This window comes from Mycobacterium sp. NGS51 (genome assembly GCF_059812525.1).
Map to the genome: position 1 here is coordinate 40,009 of NZ_JCALCV010000019.1, position 21,273 is coordinate 61,281.

Annotated in this window: 2 protein-coding genes (1 of these 2 only partly in view); both read right to left on the minus strand. The window is 66.8% G+C overall.

The window, feature by feature from the left end; all coding sequences use genetic code 11:
* Positions 1 to 8,184, minus strand: coding sequence for an amino acid adenylation domain-containing protein (locus tag AC5Y5W_RS20615; RefSeq protein ID WP_500022590.1), 8,184 nt, complete (start codon positions 8,182 to 8,184; stop codon positions 1 to 3).
* On the minus strand, positions 8,181 to 21,273 hold the 3' portion of the coding sequence (locus AC5Y5W_RS20620) for a non-ribosomal peptide synthase/polyketide synthase (RefSeq protein ID WP_500012373.1). 11,198 nt of this gene lie beyond the right edge of the window; the window shows 13,093 of its 24,291 coding nt (coding positions 11,199–24,291); its start codon lies beyond the right edge, outside the window — the gene reads right to left on this strand; it ends in the stop codon at positions 8,181 to 8,183. Before AC5Y5W_RS20620 ends, AC5Y5W_RS20615 begins: the two co-directional genes overlap by 4 nt.

Below are 21,273 nucleotides of genomic sequence, written 5' to 3' on the forward strand. Positions count from 1 at the left end.
TTACGGATCGCTCGCCGGGCCCACAGCTGGATCTTCTTTCACAGTGTTGATATGGCCGCCCAGCTGCTGGCTGAGGCTTCGGACGGACGGCGCCTCGAATAGGGCGGGCACCGCAAGGCGGGTATCCAGCGCGGCGTTGATCGCCGCGATCGCGCGCATCGCGGCGAGCGAGTCCCCGCCCAGATCGAAGAATGACTCGTCGACTCCGACCCGGTCCACTTCCAGCACCTGGGCGTAGATGCCGGCCACGATCTGTTCGACCAAGGTCGCCGGGGCGTGATACTCACCGTTGGTGTCGTGCGCGTTCGATACCGACGCCGTGGTAGCCGACTGGGTCGACAGCACCCGCGCGCTCCACCCGTCCAGCCCGCCGTGCTCGGTACCCTCCAGCAGATCCAACGACGACAGCGGTCGCGTCGGATGGGCAGTCATGGCCACCAGCACCTGCTCGAACCGCTCGACCAGCGCTTCGATGTTGTCCAAATCGAAAACGTCAGTGTCGAATTGGACACGAAGGCTCAGCTCCTCGCCCGGGCCGGCCTGCACGGCAAGTGGATAGTGGTAGTAGTCCCGGCTGGTGAAGCCGGTGATGGCCAGCCCGTCGACGCTCGGTGCTGCGCCGGTGTCGGCCGGGTAATTCTCGTACACGAAAACGGTGTCAAACAGCTGTTCCTGACCGGTAATCCGGTGGATGTCGCTCAGCGCCACGTGCTGATGTTCGAGCGTGTCGTTATGTGCGGTTTGCAGCTGGTCGAGCAGATCTGTGGTGGTGGTCGCCGGCGCAAACTGCGCCCGCACCGGAACCGTGTTGATCAAGAGACCCACCATGGATTCCGCGCCGACCACCTCGGGGGGCCGCCCCGAGACGACGGTGCCGAACGCCACGTCATGCTGGTCGGTCAGCGAGGTGAGCAGGAGCGCCCAGGCGCCCTGCAGCACGACGTTGACGGTGGTGTGGCGCGAGCGGGCCAGCTTGGTCACGGCCTGGGTGGTCTTCGCGGACAACCTGAATGATTCAACGCTTCGCCGCCGCAGCCCCAGCTTCTGCGGCGGGCCGACCAGTAGGGGGGTGTCAAAGTCGGTGAACACCTGGCGCCACGCTGCGTGCGCGGCGGCGCGATCCCGTTGGGCGAGCCAGTTCATGAAACTGCGATACGGCGAGGCGGCGGGCAGCCGCTGCTGGTGATAACCGGCGAAGATTTCGCGCACCAGGATCGGCATCGACCAGCCATCGAGGACGATGTGGTGATTGGTGAGCACAAACCGGTGCCGGTCTCGGCCGGTGCGGATCAACGCCACCCGGAAGGCCGGCTGGTCGACCAGGTCGCAGACCGCGGCCCGTTCGGCGGCGCAGATCCGCTCGATCTGCTCGTCGAGATCGCCGTCGTCCACTTCGACGTACTGCCAGGGCGCCACCGGATCAGCGGGAACGATCTGCACCGGTTGGTCGAACTGTGGGCAGAATTGGGCCGCCAAGTGGGGATGCCGGTTGACCGCTGCGTGTACGGCATCGCGCAGGCGGTACTGGTCGAGCGGGCCGCTCAACGCGATGTCCAGCTGCACCGCGTACGCATCGTCGCCGGAGCCTTGGGCAACGCTGGCGTGGTAGAGCAGTCCCTGTTGCAACGGCGTCAGCGGCAACACGTCAGCGATGCGGTGATGGCGGCACAACTCGTCGATCTGGTGCTGACTCAACCGGGCCGGCGCGATATCTGAGGGAGTCAACCCGCCTCCGCCGCGCCGGACATGCGCGCAGATGCCGGCCAGGGCGTCAAACCACAGCCGGCTGACCCGGGTTACCGCGGTGCGATCCAGCGCCGAGGGCGCCCACGTCCACGTGGCGTGCAAGTGTGGGCCGGTGTCCGTGTCGATCGTGACGGCGTTGAGCTCCACGGTGTGCGCCAGTGGCATAGGCAACGCAGCGGCGGCACCCGTCAACGACAAGCCCTCTTCGCTGAAACGCCACACATCCCCGGACGCATAAGCGGCCGGGGCACCCAGACGCCCGAAATAGTTGAACCCGATCTGTGGGTCGGACCCGCGGAGGTCCACCTCGGGGTTCAGGTAGTGCAGCAGACCATAGGTCAGGCCGTCGGGCAGGGCGCGCAGCTGCTCCTTGGCCTGCTTGATCACCGCGCCCAGTGCCGCCTCCCCGGCCACCACCTGCGTCCAGCGCAGTTCGCCGACGTTCATCGACACCGGATATTTGGTGGTGAACCACCCCATGGTGCGCGACAGGTCCACATCGGCAGCTCCACCCAGATCGTCGACGCGCCCGTGGCCCTCGACGTCAATGGCGACCGGTGCGGCTCCGGTGCCCAAGTATTGCGTCCACGCCAAGGCAAAGGCGATCAAGAGGATGTCGTGCATCCCGGCACGAAACGCTGCGGGTACCTCAGCAAGCAACATTCGGGTGGTCTCGGCGTCCAGCAATTCCGACAGGTGCCCGGCAGTGGCAAACGTATCCAGCTCAGGTTGCACCGCCGGCAGCGTGGCCGGGGTCGCCGCGACCTGCCGCCACAGCTCCGCGTGGGCAACCACTTCTGGATCGCGGGCATGCTTGGCGAGCAGGTCTGCCCACCGGGCAAACGATGTCCCGCCTGCGGGCAACACCACCTGATGCCCGCCGCGATGTTGCGCCCAGGCGATGTTGAGGTCCTCCAACACAATCCGCCACGAAACCCCGTCGACGGCCAGATGGTGAACGATCAGTGCCAGCTGACCGGTGGAAGAACCCCACAAGGCACTGAGCATCACCCCGCCGGCCGGGTTCAACCGCGACCGCGCTGCCACCAGCGCCTCGTCGGACAACACCGCCACCGTCTGCAGGCACTGGCGCGCATCCACCGAGCCCGGCTCGGGGACCGTCAACGACCACTCACCGGCGCCGTCGTCCTCCGTACGCAACCGCAGCATGCCATGCCGATCCAGCAACGCTTGCAGCACGACCAGCACGTCGGCCTCGGTCACCCCCGCCGGAGCCTGCAGCAGCACCGTCTGGTTGAATTCGTCGACCGGACCGTCCACGCCTTGCAGCCACCGCATGACCGGGGTAGCCACTACCGGCCCGAGGCCCTCATCAATCGGACCATCCGCACCGCCGCTCACCATGGCCACCCGGGCCAGCCGAGCCACGGTCTGCTCGACGAAAATGTCGCGGGGGCGACACACGAGGCCCGCCGCACGGGCCCACGTCACCACCTGTATGGCCGAAATGCTGTCCCCACCCAGGTCGAAGAACGAGTCATCAATGCCGACCCGCTCCAGCCCGAGGACTTGGGCGTAGATGCCGGCCAGTGTCTCCTCGATTTCGCTGGCAGGGGCGCGGTAATGATCGATGTCTTGGTATTCCGGTGGCGGTAGGGCGCGGGTGTCGAGTTTGCCGTTGACCGTCAACGGCAGTGCCTCGATCGCCACCACCGCGGCCGGCACCATGTAGGCCGGTAGCCGCTCAGCCAGCGCTGCCCGCGACCCGGCCAGATCGATCGTCCCGGTCACGTAACCCACCAGGCGTTTGTCGCCGGGGCGGTCCTCGCGGGCGATCACCACGGCCTGCTCTACCCCGTCCAAGGCGGCCAACGCCGCGCGAACCTCACCGAGTTCGATGCGATAACCGCGGATCTTGACCTGCGCATCGGCACGCCCCAAGTACCGCAGCTGCCCATCAGCACCCCAACACACCAAATCGCCAGTGCGATACATCCGTCTTCCGGGGGCCTCCTGCCCACCGAACGGACACGCCACAAACCGTGACGACGTCAACGCGGATCGGCGCACATACCCATAGGCCAGCCCGGTGCCGGCCACATACAACTCTCCGACCACCCCGACCGGCACCGGGTGCAACGACCTATCCAGCACAAAAAAGGCTAGGTGCCCCAATGGCACGCCGATCGGGCTGGCACTGCTGTCGACATCGTCGGCGACGATTTCCCGGAACGAGGCATGCACCGTCGTCTCGGTGGTGCCGTACATGTTGATCAAGCGCGGTGATTGCGGGTGGTGATTCACCCAGGTTCCGACACGCCGCGTGTCTAGCCCTTCCCCTGCGAACACCACGGCTCGAAGCGAAAGTTGTTGTCCCAGCTCCGGTGAGAGTACGTCGGCTGATTGCAGAGCATAAAACGCCGACGGGGTCTGGCTTAACACGTCGACCTGTTCGGTCACCAGCAAGGCGTGGAAGTCTTCTGGGGAACGTGCCACCGCCTCGGGTACGACCACCAGCCGCCCACCGCCGAGTAACGCGCCCCACATCTCCCACACCGAGACGTCAAACGCCAACGAATGCCACTGCGTCCACACCTGTTCCGCCAGCTCCATGCAAGTGCCTGCCGCATCGAGCAACTGGGTCACGTTGCAGTGCGTGACGGCAACGCCCTTCGGGGTACCGGTCGTACCCGACGTGTAAATGAGGTAGGCGATCTCCTCTGCTACCGGAACTGGCAGCGCTGTGCTGAGTTGCGTGTCAATGCCGGGGTCATCGACATCGATGATCAGCAGATCGCAGCCCGTCAGCCGGTCCGCCAAATCGGCAGTAGTGATCGCGACGATCGGCGCGGCATCCGCAACCATGAACTCGAGTCGAGCTTTCGGCGCCAGTGGGTCGATCGGAAGATACGCCGCCCCAGTCTTGAGCACCGCCAAGATCGCCATGATCGCCTCAGCCGACCGAGACAGCAGCAGCGCCACGCACTGCCCCGGACCCACATCCTGCCCAGCAAGCAAGTGCGCCAACCGGTTCGCGGCCTCCTCAAGTTGCCGATAGGTCATGGAGCGGCCGTCGAAGGTCAGCGCCACCGCCTCCGGGGCGCGGACGACCTGGGCGGCAAACAACTCAGGAATCGACGCTGACGCCATCTCCGGCTGCGTCAGCCCCGCGCGGTTACCCCAACCCGCTAACCGAGCGTGCTCACTGTCATCGACTACATCGATCGACGAGAGCCGCTGACCCGGGTCGGCAGCCATGCTCATCAACACGCACTCGAACCGCTGGATCAGCGTCTCGATGCTGGCATGGTCGAACACATCAGTGCGGAACTCCACCGTCCCGGAAATCCCGGCGGGCTCACCAGCTTCGGTCCAGCGTTCGGCAAACGAAAACGACAGATCCATCCGAGCGGTGTGGGTGTCCAGCGGGAGCTGGGTGACCTCCAAATCGCCCAAGGCCAGCTCGGTGGCTGGATCGCCGCTTTGTCCGGGAACGTTCTGCCAGGCCAGCATCACCTGCACTAGCGGATGGTGAGTCAACGACCGGGCGGGATTGAGCCGCTCGACGAGCAGTTCGAACGGCACGTCTTGGTGCTCGTACGCCGCCAGGCTGCGGGCCCGGACCTGGGCAAGGACCTCGGCAACGGTCGGATCTCCGGCGACATCGATTCGCAACACCAAGGTGTTGACGAAAAATCCGACCAGCTGATCGAGGGCCGGATCACGGCGCCCGGCGATCGGGAAGCCCACGGCCACATCCGAACTCGCGCTGAGTTTCGAGAGCAGCACCGCCAGGGCGGCCTGCATCACCATGAAGCCGGTCGCGTTGTGCGCACTGGCCATCCGGCTAACCTGCTGCTGCAGCTGGGCGGGCCAGTCCACGGCCGCCTTGGCGCCACGCTGATCGGCCACTAGCGGATAAGGCCGGTCGATAGGCAGCGCCAACCGCTCGGGCATGTCGGCCAGCGCATCGTCCCAAAATCTCAGCTGCGTGGCGATACGACTGTCACTGTCGTCGAGATCGCCGAGCTGCGCGCGCTGCCATAGCGTGTAATCGGCGTATTGCACCGGCAGTTCCGTCCACTGCGGGGCTTGCCCGCTACACCGGCCGGCATAGGCTACTGCCAGATCGGCCACCATCGGGCTGATCGACCAGCCGTCGGCGGCAATATGGTGTACCACGACCACCAGCACGTGATCGTCCTCGGCGATGTGGAAAAGCTTTGCATGCAAGGGGATTTCGCTGGACAGGTCGAACGTGTAGCGAGCCGCGGCTTCGATGGCCCGATGCAGCTGGCTTGTCGGCCATTCGGTGGCATCAACGACGTCCCAACCGAATTCAGCTCGTTCGGGGGGCATCACCACTTGATGCGGGATGCCGTCGGGGGCGGCGAACAGGGTGCGCAAGCTTTCATGGCGACCCACCACATCGCCCAGCGCCGCGCCTAAGGCATCCACGTCAACGCGCCCGCCCAGTCGCAACCCCACCGCCAGGTTGTAAACCGGCGAGGGGCCCTGCAACTGGTCGATAAACCACAGCCTGGATTGGGCGAAGGACAGTGGAATCACCGCAGGCCGCGGGCCAACCACCAGCGGCTCCAACCGATCGTCCTCATCCTCACCAAGACGGGGTGCCAGCTGGGACACCGTGGGTGCCTCGAACACGGTGCGCACCGTCAGGCCGGACTCCAGGCCGGAGTTGATTGCGGCGACCAGACGCATCGCCGAGAGCGAATCCCCGCCCAGGTCGAAGAACGAGTCGTCGGCCCCGACGCGCTCCACGCCCAGCACTCGGGCGTAGATGCCGGCCAGGATCTCCTCGGTGGGGGTGGCCGGGGCGCGGTAATGATCGACATCCAGGTATTCGGGGGCAGGCAGGGCGCGGGTGTCGAGTTTGCCGTTGACCGTCAACGGCAATAGGTCCAAGGCGACCACGGCGGTCGGCACCATGTAGGCGGGCAGCTGCTCGGCCAGCGCAGCGCGCAGCCCGGTCGGGTCGACGGTTCCGGTCACATAGCCCACCAGGCGCTTGTCGCCGGGATGATCCTCGCGGGCGATCACCGCCGCCTGCTGCACGCCGTCCAGTCCGGCCAGGACCGCCTGGATCTCACCGAGCTCGATGCGGTATCCGCGGATCTTGACCTGCTCATCGGCGCGACCCATGTACCGCAGCTGCCCGTCGGCATCCCAACACACCAGATCTCCGGTGCGATACATCCGTATCCCGGGTTCCCCTGGCTCTGCGAACGGGCACGCCACGAACCGCGACGAGGTCAACCCGGCCCGGCCCACATACCCATAGCCCAGCCCAGCGCCGGCCACATACAACTCGCCGACCACACCCTCCGACACCGGCCGCAGCCACCCGTCGAGCACAAAAAAGGCCAGATGCGACAACGGCACACCGATCGGGCTGACAGTCTTGCCGGTGTCGGCTTCGACGATCTCCCGGAACGACGCGTGCACGGTCGTCTCGGTGATGCCGTACATGTTGATCAACCGCGGTGATCGCGGATGGTTCTCCAGCCACGAACTAAGACGCTGCGGTTCGAGCGCTTCACCGCCGAATACCACGGCCTCGAGCTTGAGCTGCTTTCCTGGCCGTTGGGCGTCGACGGCCTGCAGGACGTAAAAGGCCGAGGGGGTCTGGCTCAAAACGCTGACCTGCTCATCGATGAGCAGGGCGTGGAACTCTTCGGGCGAGCGGACCACCGAATCGGGCACCACTACCAGCCGTCCGCCATGTAGCAGTGCGCCGAAGATCTCCCACACCGAGAAGTCGAACGCCAGCGAATGACACTGCGTCCACGCCTGACCCGTCGACAGCGACAGGTCGGCGTCGAGCGCGCTGAGCAATCCAGTCACATTGTGGTGCGGGATCGCCACGCCTTTGGGGACCCCAGTGGTGCCCGAGGTGTAAATCAGATACGCGATGTTGTCGGGGCTCGGCGCCGGTAGCGCGGCGCAGGGCTGGCCAACGGCTGCGGGGTCATCGACATCGATGACCAACAACTCATACCCGCCCAGCCGGTCGGTCAGATCCGACGTGGTGACCGCGGCAATCGGCACGGCATCGGTGAGCACGAATTCCAGCCGCGCATCGGGCACCGCCGGATCGATCGGCACATAGGCCGCTCCCGTCTTGAGCACCGCCAAGATCGCGACGACCGCCTCTGCCGAGCGGGAAAGCAGCAACGCCACCCGCTGTCCCGGACCGATACCGTGAGCGGTCAGCAAGTGCGCCAACCGATTCGCAGCCTCGTCCAACTCGAGGTAGGACCATGAGTGCCCCGCACAGGTCAGCGCAACCGCCTCCGGGTGCCGGGTCACCCGCTCGGCGAACAACGCCGGAATCGATACCGGCATCGGTGCGAGCCGAGTCAAGGCCGCGCGGTTGCCCCACTCATGCAACTCGGTGTGCTCGTCGTCATCGAGCAGATCCAGCGATAACAGTCGGCGGGTGGCGTCGGGGCTCATGATTGCTGCACCGAATCGTCGGTCATGGCCGCCAGCACCCGTTGGAAGCGGTCGATGATCTTTCGGACGCGTTTGGCGTCGAACACGTCGGTGTCGAATTCGACACGCAGCACCAGTTCGGTGCCGGGCATAGCCTGCAGCGTCAGCGGGTAGTGGTTGTATTCGCGGCCGTTGAACTCGGTGATGGCCAGCCCGTTGGTGGTGAGGTTGGCGGCGGTTTCCACCGGAAAGTTTTGATACACGAACAACGTGTCGAAGAGCTGGTCGTGGCCGGTGGCACGGTGTATCTCGTTGAGTGCCAGATGCTGGTGATCCAGGGTGTCGCTGTGCCGGCGTTGCAGGCCGTCGAGCAGGTCGGCGATGGTGGTGTCCGGGGTGATGGTGGCCCGAACCGGCACGGTGTTGATCAGCAAACCGACCATCGATTCCGAGCCGGTCACCTCGACCGACCGCCCCGAGACGGCAACGCCGAAGGCGACGTCGTGGTGGCCGGTCAGCCACATGAGCACTTGTGCCCAGGCGGCTTGCAGCACGGTGTTGGCGGTGGTGTGGCAGCTGCGGGCCAGCTCGTTGACGGCGCCGGTGGTCTCGGCGGGCAGCCGGAAGGTTTCGGTGGCTCGCCGTCCCGGCCTTGTCCGGCCGCTCGGCGCGACCAGGGTGGGGTTGTCGAATCCGGCCAGGACTTCACGCCAGGCGGCGTGGGCAGCGTCGACGTCTCGATCGGCCAGCCAAGTGACGAACCGTCGGTAGGAACCGGGGGCCGGCAGCCGCTGCTCGTAGTAGCTCGCGAAGATCTCTTGCAGCAGGATCGGCAGCGACCAGCCGTCGAGCACGATGTGGTGGTAGGTCAGGACGAAGTGGTGCTCACCATTGCCGGTGCGGATCAGCGCCGCGCGGAAGGCCGACTGATGGACCAAGTCGCAGACCGCACCGCGTTCGGCGGCGCACAACAGCTGGATCTGCTCGTCGATGTCCGCGTTGTCGGCGGCCATGTCGAGGTATTGCCACGGAACGTTGGGTTCGGCGGAGATGATCTGCACCGGTTCGTCGAATTGCTGGTTGAACCGGGCAGCCAGGTTGGGGTGGCGGTTGGCCACCGTTTGCACCGCCCTGCGAAGCCGGTGGGCTTCCAGCGGGCCGGTAATGGTGACATCGAGCTGCATGGCGTAGAGGTCGTCTTGGTCGCTGCCGCTGGTGGCGTTGGCGTGGAATAGCAGTCCCTGTTGCAGCGGAGTCAGCGGCAAGATGTCAGCGATCCGGTGTTGCCGGCTCAGCTCGTCGATCTGTTGTTGGGTCAGCCGAGCCGGGGTGATATCGGACGGGGTCAGGCCACCCCCACCTTGGCGGACGTGGGCGCAGATACCGGTGAGAGCGTCAAACCACAGCTGGCTGAGTCGGCTGATCTGGGTGTCGTCGAGCGCCGAGAGAGCCCAGGTCCAGCTGGCGTACAACTGCGGGCCGGCGTCGGTGTCGACGGTACTGGCGTTGAGTTCCACCGTGTGCCCCAGCGGCATGGGTAGCGCCGCCGCGGCGGCGCTGAACGACGCCCCGTCGTGGCTGACCTGCCACAGTTCGGTGGCGACCTCCGCCTCGACCGCTGCGGCCGCGCCCAGCCTGCCGAGGTAGTTGAACCCGATGGTGGGGTCGGATCCGGGTAGGTCGACGTCGGGGTTGAGGTAGCGCAGCAGCCCATAGGTCAGGCCGTCAGGTTGGCCGCGCAGTTGTTCCTTGGCGTCTTTGATCACCGGGCCCAGCTTCGGCTCGCCTGCCACTACCTGAGACCATCGCAGTCCGCCGACGTTCAATGCCACCGGGTACTTGCTCGTGAACCAGCCCACGGTGCGGGAGAGGTCAATATCGGGGCCCAGTTCCTCCTGCCGGCCGTGGCCTTCGACGTCGATGCCGACGGGCGTGGCCTTGATGTTTTCGGAGTCCTGGAACTCCGTCAACGCCAGTGCGTAGGCGATCAGCAGGATCTCTTGTATCCCGGCGTGGAACGCTGCCGGAATGTCACCGAGCAGCATCCGGGTGGTCTCGACGTCCAGCGATGCCGTCAGGTGCCCAGCGTTGGCGTAGGTGTCCAGCTCGGGTCGCACCGCCGGCAGGGCGGACGGGGTCGCCAATACTCGTCGCCAGGGGTCGGCCTGATCGACTACCGTCGCGGCGTGCGCGTGGTCGCCGAGCAGCGTCGCCCACCGGGCGAATGACGTTCCGGTTACCGGCAAGGACACCGGTTGTCCGTGGTGGTGTTGGGCCCAGGCGATGTTGAGGTCTTCGAGCAGAATCCGCCAGGACACCGCGTCGACGGCCAGGTGGTGAATGATCAGCGCCAACTGGCCGGTGGATGCCGCCCACAGCGCACTGACCATCACCCCGGTGGCCGGGTTCAACGCCGACCGGGCCGCCACCAGCGCCTCGTCGGACAACACGTCCACCGACTGCACCCGCGGGTGCACCGACCCCGGCTCGGGCACCTGCAGCGACCACCCGCCGGCACCGTCGTCGTCCACCCGCAGCCGCAGCATGGCATGGCGATCCAGCAGGGCCTGCACAACCACGTCCACATCGGCCTCGGTCACCCCCGCCGGGGCTTGCACCACCACCGTCTGGTTGAACTGGTCGACCGGACCGCCGGCGGTTTCCACGCCTTGCAGCCACTCGATGATCGGAGTCGCCACCACCGGACCGACACCCTCGTCGACCGGGCCGGCCTCCCCGCCGGCCACCGTGACCACCTGCGCCAGCCGGGCCACCGTCTGCTCGACGAAGATGTCGCGCGGCCGACACAGCACCCCTGACGCCCGCGCCCGGGCCACCACCTGCATCGACAAAATGCTGTCCCCACCCAAGTCGAAGAAGGAGTCGTCGACGCCAACCCGCTCCAGCCCGAGGACCTGGGCATAAATGCCGGCCAGGATTTCTTCGATCGCGTCGGCCGGGGCGCGGTAGCGCTCGACGTCCTGATAGTCGGGGGCCGGCAGGGCGCGGGTATCGAGTTTGCCGTTGACTGTCAGCGGCAACGCCTCGATCAGCACCACGGCGGCGGGCACCATATACGGCGGCAGCCGATCGGCCAGCACGGCGCGCACCTGGGCGGGATCAGCGCTGCCGGTGATGTAGCCCACCAGACGTTTGGTGCCCGGTTGGTCTTCACGCGCGATCACCGCCGCCTGCGTCACCCCGTCCAAACTCGCAAGGGCGGTTTGGATTTCGCCGAGCTCGATGCGATACCCGCGGATCTTGACCTGGTCATCAGCGCGCCCCAGATATTGCAACTGCCCATCGGCACGCCAACTCATCAAATCCCCCGTGCGATACATCCGCATTCCGAAAACGTCGGCTCCGCCGAACGGGCACGCCACGAACCGTGCCGCGGTCACTCCCGACCGGCCCAGGTAGCCACACGCCACGCCGCTCCCCGCTACATAGAGTTCGCCGACCACTCCGGCCGGCACCGGTCGCAACCACTCGTCGAGCACGAACAGCGCCGCCGTCGAGACCGGCGCACCGATGGGCGCCGCTCCGGACCCGGGCAACAGCGGCGCGCTCATCGACGCATACACCGTGATCTCGGTAGGGCCGTAGGCGTTGATCACCACCCGCCCCGGCGCCCAGCGATCCACCACCTCACCGGGACACGCCTCACCCCCGAGCAGCAACGACACCGACTCCAATCCCTGCGGCGACAGCGCGTTCACCGCTGAGGGGGTTTGAGTCAACACGTTGACCCGTTCACCAATCAACAAGTCATGGAACTCATCTGGTGAACTGACCACCGACTCGGGCACGATTACCAGTCGCGCCCCGCCCAGCAGCGCGGCCCAGATCTCCCACACCGAGAAGTCGAAGGCATAGGAGTGGCACTGCGTCCACACCTGTGCTTGCGGCAGGTGCGCAGGGGTTGACTGCGCCAGGTGGGTCAGATTGTGGTGCGTGACGGCCACACCCTTGGGGATACCGGTGGTGCCCGAGGTGTAGATCAGATACGCGATGTCCTCCGGGGCCGGATCCGGCAACGCTGTGCACGGGAAACTGGCCACCGCGGCGTCATCGATGTCGATGACCGCCACGTCATAGTCCTCCAGGCGCGGCGCAAGAGCCGCGTTGGTGATCACCGCAATTGGCACCGCATCGGCCAGCATGAACCCGATGCGCGCCGCGGGCAGCGCCGGGTCGATGGCCAGATAAGCCGCCCCGGCCTTGAGCACCGCCAGCATCGACACAACCGCTTCGGTGGAGCGCTCCAACAACAACGCCACACACTCACCGCGGCCCACACCCCGGCCAGAGAGCACGTGCGCCAACCGATTCGCCGCCTCATCGAGTTCTCGATAGGTCAGCGAACGGCCCGCAAAGCTGATCGCCACCGCCTCCGGCTGACAGGCCACCCGCTCTGCGAACAGCGCGGGAACCGACACCGTGCTCGCGGACACCGTCAACGCTGTCCGGTTACCCAGCTCCTCCAGACCCGCCTGCTCACCCTCATCGAGCACATCGATCGACGACAGCCGCCGACGCGGGTCAGTGGTCATCGCCGCCAACACCCGCTCAAAGCGCGTGATCAGCGCTCGGATGCTGGCCGGATCGAACACATCGGTGCGGTATTCCACCGTCCCACCGATGCCGGCCGGCGCACCGTCCTGGGTACGACGCTCCGCCAACGAGAAGCTCAGATCCATTCGGGCGGTATGAGTGTCGGCCGCCAGCTGGGTGACCTCGAGATCACCCAACGCCAACCCCGGACCATCGCTGTCCTGGCCGGGGACGTTCTGCCAGGCCAACGCCACCTGCACCAGCGGGTGATGCGTCAGCGACCGGGCCGGGTTGAGCCGCTCGACCAGCACCTCAAACGGCACATCCTGGTTCTCGTAGGCGGCCAGGCTGCGGGCGCGAACCTGAGCCAACAACTCCCCCACGGTGGGATCGCCGGCCAGGTCGATCCGCAGCACCAAGGTGTTGACGAAAAACCCGATCAGCTCATCGAGGGCGGGGTCGCGGCGCCCGGCAATCGGGAACCCCACCGCCACATCAGAACTGGCGCTTAGCCTGCCCAACAACACCCCCAGCGCGGCCTGCATCACCATGAAACTCGTCGCGTTATGTTCACGCGCACACTGGGCCACCTGCTGCTGCAACTCGGCACACCAGTTCAGGGCCATCGTGGCCCCACGCGAATCGGCCACCGCCGGATACGGCCGATCGGTGGGCAACACCAACCGTTCGGGCATCCCGGCCAACGAATCCTGCCAATAGCCCAACTGGGTGGCGATGCGGCTACCGCTGTCGTCGAGGTCACCGAATTGGCCGCGCTGCCACAGCGTGTAATCGATGTACTGCACGGCCAACGGCGCCCACGTGGGGGCTTGCTCGCCACACCGGCTGGCGTAGGCCACTCCCAGATCGGCCACCAACGGGGTGATCGACCAGCCGTCCGCGGCAATGTGGTGCACCACCGCGGCAAGGATGTGCTCGTCGTCGGCGACCCGGAAAAGCCTTGCCCGCAAAGGGATCTCGGCGGCCAGATCGAAGGTGTAACGCGCCGCGACGCCGATGGCCTCCTGCAGCCCGGCCGCGGTCCAACTGGTGGCATCGACGACGTCCCAGCCGAAGTCGGCCCGCTCGGGAGAAATGACCAACTGCCGCGGCATCCCTTCGACGACGGCGAACAGGGTGCGCAGGCTTTCATGACGGGCCACCACGTCGGCCAACGCCGCACCCAACGCGTCGACATCCAATGCCCCGCTGATCCGAAGGGCTGTCGGCATGTTGTAGACCGGCGAGGGCCCCTGCAGTTGGTCCAGGAACCACAATCGGGACTGAGCGAACGACAACGGAATCACCGCGGGCCGCTCACCGGCCACCAACGGCTCTAGCCGATCCTCACCCGCACCGATACGCAGTACCAATTGGGCTACCGTAGGCGCCTCGAACACGGCCCGCACCGCAAGACCGGCATCCAACGACTTGTTGATCGCGGCGACCAGACGCATCGCCGACAGCGAATCTCCACCCAGGTCGAAGAAGGAGTCGTCGACCCCGACTCGCTCGAGTCCGAGGACTTGGGCGTAGATGCCGGCCAGGATCTCCTCGGTGAGGGAGGTCGGGGCGCGGTAGCGATCAACATCCTGGTAATCGGGTGCCGGCAACGCTCGAGTGTCGAGTTTCCCGTTGACCGTCAGCGGCAACTCCTCGATCGCCACCACTGCGGCTGGCACCATGTAGGGCGGTAGTCGATCGGCCAGTGTGGTGCGGAGGTCGGCGGGATCGGCTGTTCCGGTGATGTAGCCGACCAGGCGTTTGGTGCCCGGGTGATCTTCGCGGGCGATGACCACCGCTTGCTCCACACCGTCCAAACCCGCTAGGGCGGTTTGGATTTCGCCGAGTTCGATGCGATAGCCGCGGATTTTGACCTGGTCATCAGCGCGGCCCAGGTACTGCAGCTGCCCATCAGCACGCCAACTCACCAAATCCCCGGTCCGATACATGCGTTGCCCGGGCGACCCGAACGGGCAGGCCACAAACCGGGATGCGGTCAACCTTGACCGGCCCACATACCCGCACGCCACACCGCTTCCGGCTGCGTAGAGCTCACCGACGACCCCGCTCGGCACCGGCCGCAAGCACTCGTCGAGCACAAACAACGCTGCGGTTGACACCGGTGCACCGATAGGCGCCGCCCCCGACCCGGGCAGCAGTGGCGCACTCATCGACGCATACACCGTGACCTCAGTCGGACCATAGGCGTTGATCACCACCCGCCCCGGCGCCCAACGGTCCACCACATCGGCCGGACAGGCCTCGCCGCCGAGCAGCAACGCCACCGACTCGAGCCCCTGCGGGGACAGTGCGTTCACCGCCGACGGGGTTTGGGTCAACACATTGACCCGTTCGCTGACTAGCAGGGCATGGAAATCATCCGGTGAGCTTGCTACCGATTCCGGTACCACCACCAGCCGCCCGCCGCCCAGCAGCGCAGCCCAAACCTCCCACACCGAGAAATCGAAGGCGTAGGAGTGGCACTGCGTCCACACCTGTGCCTCCGGCAAGTGCTCAGGCGACGACCGCGCCAAGTGGGTGAGGTTGTGGTGCGTGACGGCCACGCCCTTAGGGACACCGGTAGTTCCCGAGGTGTAAATGAGGTAGGCGATGTCCTCCGGGGCCGGACCCGGCAAGGCGGTGGTGGGCTGGCCGTCGACTGCGGGATCGTCGACATCAATGACCACGCCGTCATAGCCATCGAGCCGCGAAGCAAGATCAGCGGTCGTGACCACGGCGATCGGCGCAGCATCAGCGAGCACAAATCCCAGCCGCGCGTCGGGCACCGCCGGGTCCATCGCCAGATAGGCCGCCCCAGCTTTCAATACCGACAGCATCGCCACGATCGCCTCAACCGACCGGGAAAATAGCAGCGCCACACTATGTCCCGGCCCCACACCGTGGCTGGCCAGCAGGTGCGCCAACCGGTTGGCGGCCTCATCGAGCTCCCGATACGTCATGTTGCGGCCGTCGAAGCTGATCGCCACCGCATCAGGTGCCCGCGCGACGTGGTCTGCGAACAGGGCCGGAATCGATACCTCAGCACGCGCCGGCTGGGACACAACGGCCCGATTGCTGAGCACATCAAGGCGGACGTGCTCGTTCTCGTCAACCAGATCGATCGACGACAACCGCCGGTTGTGGTCGGCGGTCATGGCCTCCAAGACCCGCTCAAACCGGGTGATCAGCGCTTCGATGCTGGCCGGGTCGAACACATCAGTGCGAAATTCCACTGCTCCGCCGATCCCGGCGGGCGCACCGGCACCCGTCCAACGTTCGGCCAGGGAGAAGCTCAGGTCCATGCGGGCGGTGTGGGTATCCACGGGCAGCGGCGTGACCTCGAGATCACCCAATGCCAGCCCTGCCGAGGGGTCAGCGTCTTGCCCGCGGAAGTTCTGCCAAGCCAAGGCCACCTGCACCAGCGGGTGATGAGTCAGTGACCTGGTCGGGTTGAGCCGCTCCACCAGCGCTTCGAAGGGCACGTCCTGATGCTCATAGGCGACCAGGCTTTGCCGTCGCACCTGGGCCAGCAGCTCCGCCACCGTGGGATCCCCGGCCAGATCGACCCGCAGCACCAAGGTGTTGACGAAAAACCCGACCAGCTCGTCGAGGGCGGGGTCGCGGCGCCCGGCGATCGGGAACCCAACGGCCACATCACAACTCGCGCTGAGCCTGCCCAGCAGCACGGCCAGGGCAGCCTGCATCACCATGAAACTCGTCGCGTTGTGCTCACCGGCCAACGCGCGCACCCGCTGCTGCAACTCCGCCGGCCAGTCCACCGGCACACTGGCGCCGCGCTGGTCGGCCACCGGCGGATACGGCCGATCGGTGGGCAGCTGCAAGCGTTCCGGCATCCCGGCCAGCGCATCCTGCCAGTAGGCCAGCTGCCCGGCGATCCGGCTTTCACTGTCGTCGAGATCACCCAGCTGGCCGCGCTGCCACAGCGTGTAATCGACGTACTGCACTGCCAACGGCGCCCAGTCGGGGGCTTGCCCCGCACACCGGCTGGCATAAGCCACACCCAAATCTGCCACCAGCGGCGTCAACGACCAGCCGTCCGCAGCGATGTGGTGCACCACGGCCACCAGCACGTGCTCATCGTCGGAGACTTGGAAAAGCCTTGCTCGCAAAGGAATTTCGGCTGCCAGGTCAAAACTGTAGCCGACCGTGGCGTCGATGGCCTCGGCCAGCCGGCTTGCCGGCCATCCCGCGGCGCTAACGAAGTCCCATCCGATGTCGGCCTGCTCGACGGGGATTACCACCTGCTGGGGTGTTCCGTCGACGGCCGCGAACTGGGTGCGCAGGCTTTCGTGGCGGCCCACCACGTCGGCCAGCGCCGCTCCCAGCGCGTCGGCGTCCAGGTGCCCGTGCAGCTGCAACCCCACCGCCATGTTGTAAACCGGTGAGGGACCCTGCAATTGGTCGATGAACCACAGCCGGTTCTGGGCGAACGACAGCGGAACCACCTCGGGCCGCGGACCGGCCACCAGCGGCTCCAACCGCCCTGCGCTCTCGCCGATCCGGGGCGCTAGCTGGGCCACCGTGGGCGCCTCGAACACCGTGCGCACCGGGAGGTCGGTGTCCAGTGCGCTGTTGATCGCCGCGATCAACCGCATCGTCGACAGCGAATCCCCACCCAGGTCGAAGAACGAGTCGTCGACGCCGACCCGCTCCACTCCCAGCACGCGGGCGTAGATGCCGGCCAGGATGTCCTCGACTGCGCTGGCCGGGGCACGGTAATGGTCGGCGCCGTAGTCCGGTGCCGGGAGCGCGCGGGTATCGAGTTTGCCGTTGACGGTCACCGGCAGCGCCGCCATCGGCACAATTGCGGCGGGGACCATGTAGTTCGGCAGGCGATCGGCCAGCGCGGTACGCACCGTGCTCGGGTCGGCGGCCCCGGTGATGTAGCCCACCAGGCGCTTGTCGCCGGTGCGGTCTTCGCGGGCGATCACCGCCGCCTGCTCGACGCCCTCCAGCGCCGTCAACGCAGACTGGATTTCGCCGAGCTCGATGCGATACCCGCGGATCTTGACCTGTTCATCGGCACGCCCGAAGTAGTCCAGCTGGCCGTCGCCGCGCCAGCGCACCAGGTCCCCGGTCCGATACATCCGCGTGCCGGGCTCCCCGAACGGGCAGGCCATAAATCGCGTCCCGGTCAACCCGGCCCGACGCCAATACCCAAACCCAACCCCGGCGCCGGCCAGATACAACTCCCCGACCACACCCGCCGGCACCGGCCGCAGCCACCCGTCGAGCACGAAGAACGCCGCCCAGGCCACCGGCGACCCGATCGGCGGCGCCCCCGACCCCGCCGCCAACGGCTTACTCGCACAGAGCCACATCGTGGTCTCGGTCGGGCCGTACACGTTGGCCATCACTCGCCCGGGCGCCCACCGGTCCACCAGCTCGGGCGGACACGGCTCCGCGCCGATCACCAACGCCGCAGACTCCAGGCCCTGCGTGGAGAGCACGCTCACCGCAGATGGGGTCTGGGTGAGCACGCTGACCTGTTCGCGCACGCACAACGCGTGGAACTCCTGTGGTGAGCGTGCCACCTGCTCGGGCACCACCACCAGCCGCCCGCCGTGCAACAGCGCACCCCAGATCTCCCATACCGAGAAGTCGAAGGCATAGGAATGGAACTGCGTCCACACCTGCCCCGGCGCCAGCGGCACACCGATCTGCAATTCGTTGAACAGCTGCGTCACGTTGCGCTGGGCGACCGCCACTCCCTTGGGCACCCCGGTGGTACCGGAGGTGTAGATGATGTGGGCAAGGTCGTCGGGAGCCGGCCCCGGCGGCGCCGTGCTGGGCTGAGCACCGACCCGCGGGTCCTCGACGTCGATCACCATCAGCTCATGGCCGTCGAACCGGTCAGCCAGCCCGGCGGTGGTGAGCGCGGCGATCGGTGCGGCATCGGCGAGCATGAACTCGATTCGCGCCGCCGGCAACGCCGGATCGATCGGCAGGTAGGCGGCGCCCGCCTTGAGTACCGCCAGAATCGCGACGATCCCCTCGGCCGATCGCGGGAACAGCAGCGCCACCCGCTCCCCCGGGCCCGCGCCATGGCTAATCACCAAGTGCGCCAATCGGTTAGCGGCCTCGTCGAGTTCCCGGTAGGTCAGCGACCGGTCCCCGCAGACCAGCGCCACCGCCTCGGGGGTGCCGGCGGCCTGGGCGGCGAACAACTCCGGCACTGACGTCTCGGGCACCGGTTGGGCCAACACCGCCCGGTTGCCCCAGTCGTCCAGACGGGCGTGCTCGGCTTCGTTCAGCACATCCACCGACGTGAGCGGCCGTCCCGGGTCGGCGGTCATCGCCGCCAACACCGTCGTGAACCGCCCGATCAGTGCTCGAATGCCGTCCGCCTCGAACACGTCGGTGTCGTACTCAAGGCGAAGGCCCAATTCGCGGCCCGGCTGGGCTTGCACGGTCAACGGGTAGTGGGTGGATTCGCGGAAGGCGAGCTCGCTGATCGCCAACTGCTGGTCGTCCGACGAGGCCGCGACGTCGATCGGGTAGTTCTCGTACACCAATAGGGTGTCGAACAGTCGATCCTGACCGGCGACGCGGTGAATGTCGCTGAGTGACAGGTGTTGGTGCTCGAGTGTGTCGTTGTGGGCGCTTCGCAGTTGATCCAGCAGGTCCGCGGTGGTGGTGGCCGGCGTGAAGGTCGCCCGCACCGGCACCGTGTTGATCAACAGGCCGATCATCGACTCCGCGCCGGCCACGTCGGTCGGCCGACCCGAGACGACGGTGCCGAAGGCGACGTCATGCTGCCGGGTCAGCCAGCACAGCAGCCGCGCGAAGGCGGCCTGCAGCACGATGTTGACGGTGGTGTGGTGCGAGCGCGCCAGCTCGCCCAGTGCCCGGGTGGTCTCCTCAGGCACCCGGAACGATTCGATACCGCGCTGCCCGAGCCGTAACGGATTCGGTGGCCCGACGAGGGTGGGGGTGTCGAAGCCGGCGAGCACCTGACGCCATGCCGCATGGGCGGCATCGAGATCTCGGTCGGCCAGCCAGGTGATGAAGCCGCGATACGGCGCGCTCGCCGGTAGCCGCTGCCCGTAGTAGCTGGTGAAGATCTCCTGCAGCAGGATCGGCAGCGACCAGCCATCGAGCACGATGTGGTGATTGGTCAGCACAAACCGGTGCCGGTCTGCTGCGACGCGGATCAATGCCCCGCGGAAAGCCGGCGCGTGGACCAGGTCGCAGACTGCGGCCCGTTCGGCGGCGCAGAGCCGCTCGAGTTCCGCATCGGAGGCGGCGTCGCCGTCGAGGTCGAGATAGCGCCACTCGATCGCGGGAGCGGCCGGAATGATCTGCACCGGCTCGTCGAACGCCTGGCTGAAGCGGGCCACCAGGTTCGGATGCCGGTTGACCACCGTGTGCACCGCATCACGCAGCCGGTGCGGGTCGAGCGGACCGGTCACGGTGATGTTCAACTGAGCGGCGTACAGGTCGTCGCTGGCCTGCGCGGTGTTGGCGTGGAAGAGCAGACCCTGCTGTACCGGGGTCAGCGGCAGTACGTCGGCGATCGGGTATTGCCGCGCCAGCTCGTCGATCTGCTGTTGGGTCAGCCGGGCGGGTGTGATGTCCGACGGGGTCAGTCCGCCGCCGCCGTTGCGCACGTGTGCGCAGATGCCGGCCAGCGCCTCGAACCAGAGTTGGCTCAGCCGGGTGATGTGCCCGTGGTCGAGCGCCGAGAGCGCCCACGTCCAGCCGGCGTGCAAGTGCGGGCCGGTGTCGGTGTCGACCGTGCCGGCGTTGAGTTCCAGGGTGTGCGCCAGCGGCATGGGCACTGCCGCGGCGGCGGCCGTCATTGCCGGTCCGTCTTGGCAGATCAGCCACATGTCGCCGGATCCGCCGCCGGCCGGGCCCCCCATGCGGCCCAGATAGTTGAATCCGATCGCCGGGTCCGCACTCTGCAGGTCGGCCTCAGGGTTCAGATAGCGCAGCACGCCATAGGTCAGCGGGTCCGGCAGGCCTCGAAGCTGCTCCTTGGCGTCTTTGATCACCGCGCCCAGCGCCGCGTCGCCGGCCACCACGTGCGCCCAGGACAGCCCGCCGACGGCCAGCGACACCGGGTATTTGGCGGTGAACCACCCCACCGTCTGGGCCAGATCGACGTCGGCGCCCAACTCCTCGTGGCGCCCGTGCCCCTCGACGTCGATGCCGACCGGCGTGCGACCGCTGGCCAGGAACTCGGACACCGCCAACCCGAACGCAATCAGCAAGATGTCCTGCACTCCGGCGTGGAACGCCGCGGGCACCTCTTCGAGAAGCATGCGCGTGGTGTCGGCGTCCAGCGACACCGACAGCTGGCCGGCGTTGGCAAACGTGTCGACCGCAGGTTGCACAGCCGGCAGCGCCGCCGGGGCGGCCGCGATCTGCTTCCAGGTGTCCACTCGGTCCAGGACATCCGGCCGGCGGGCGTAGTCGGCCAGCAGCGACGCCCAGCGCTGGAACGACGTCCCCGTCGCCGGCAACGCCATTTGCTGGCCGCTGCGATGCTGGGCCCAGGCGATGTTGAGGTCGTGCAACAGAATTCGC

Bases quoted from the DNA above. Each gene is read 5' to 3' on its own strand.
- AC5Y5W_RS20615 (WP_500022590.1), bottom strand. From the start codon at position 8,184: ATGAGCCCCGACGCCACCCGCCGACTGTTATCGCTGGATCTGCTCGAT.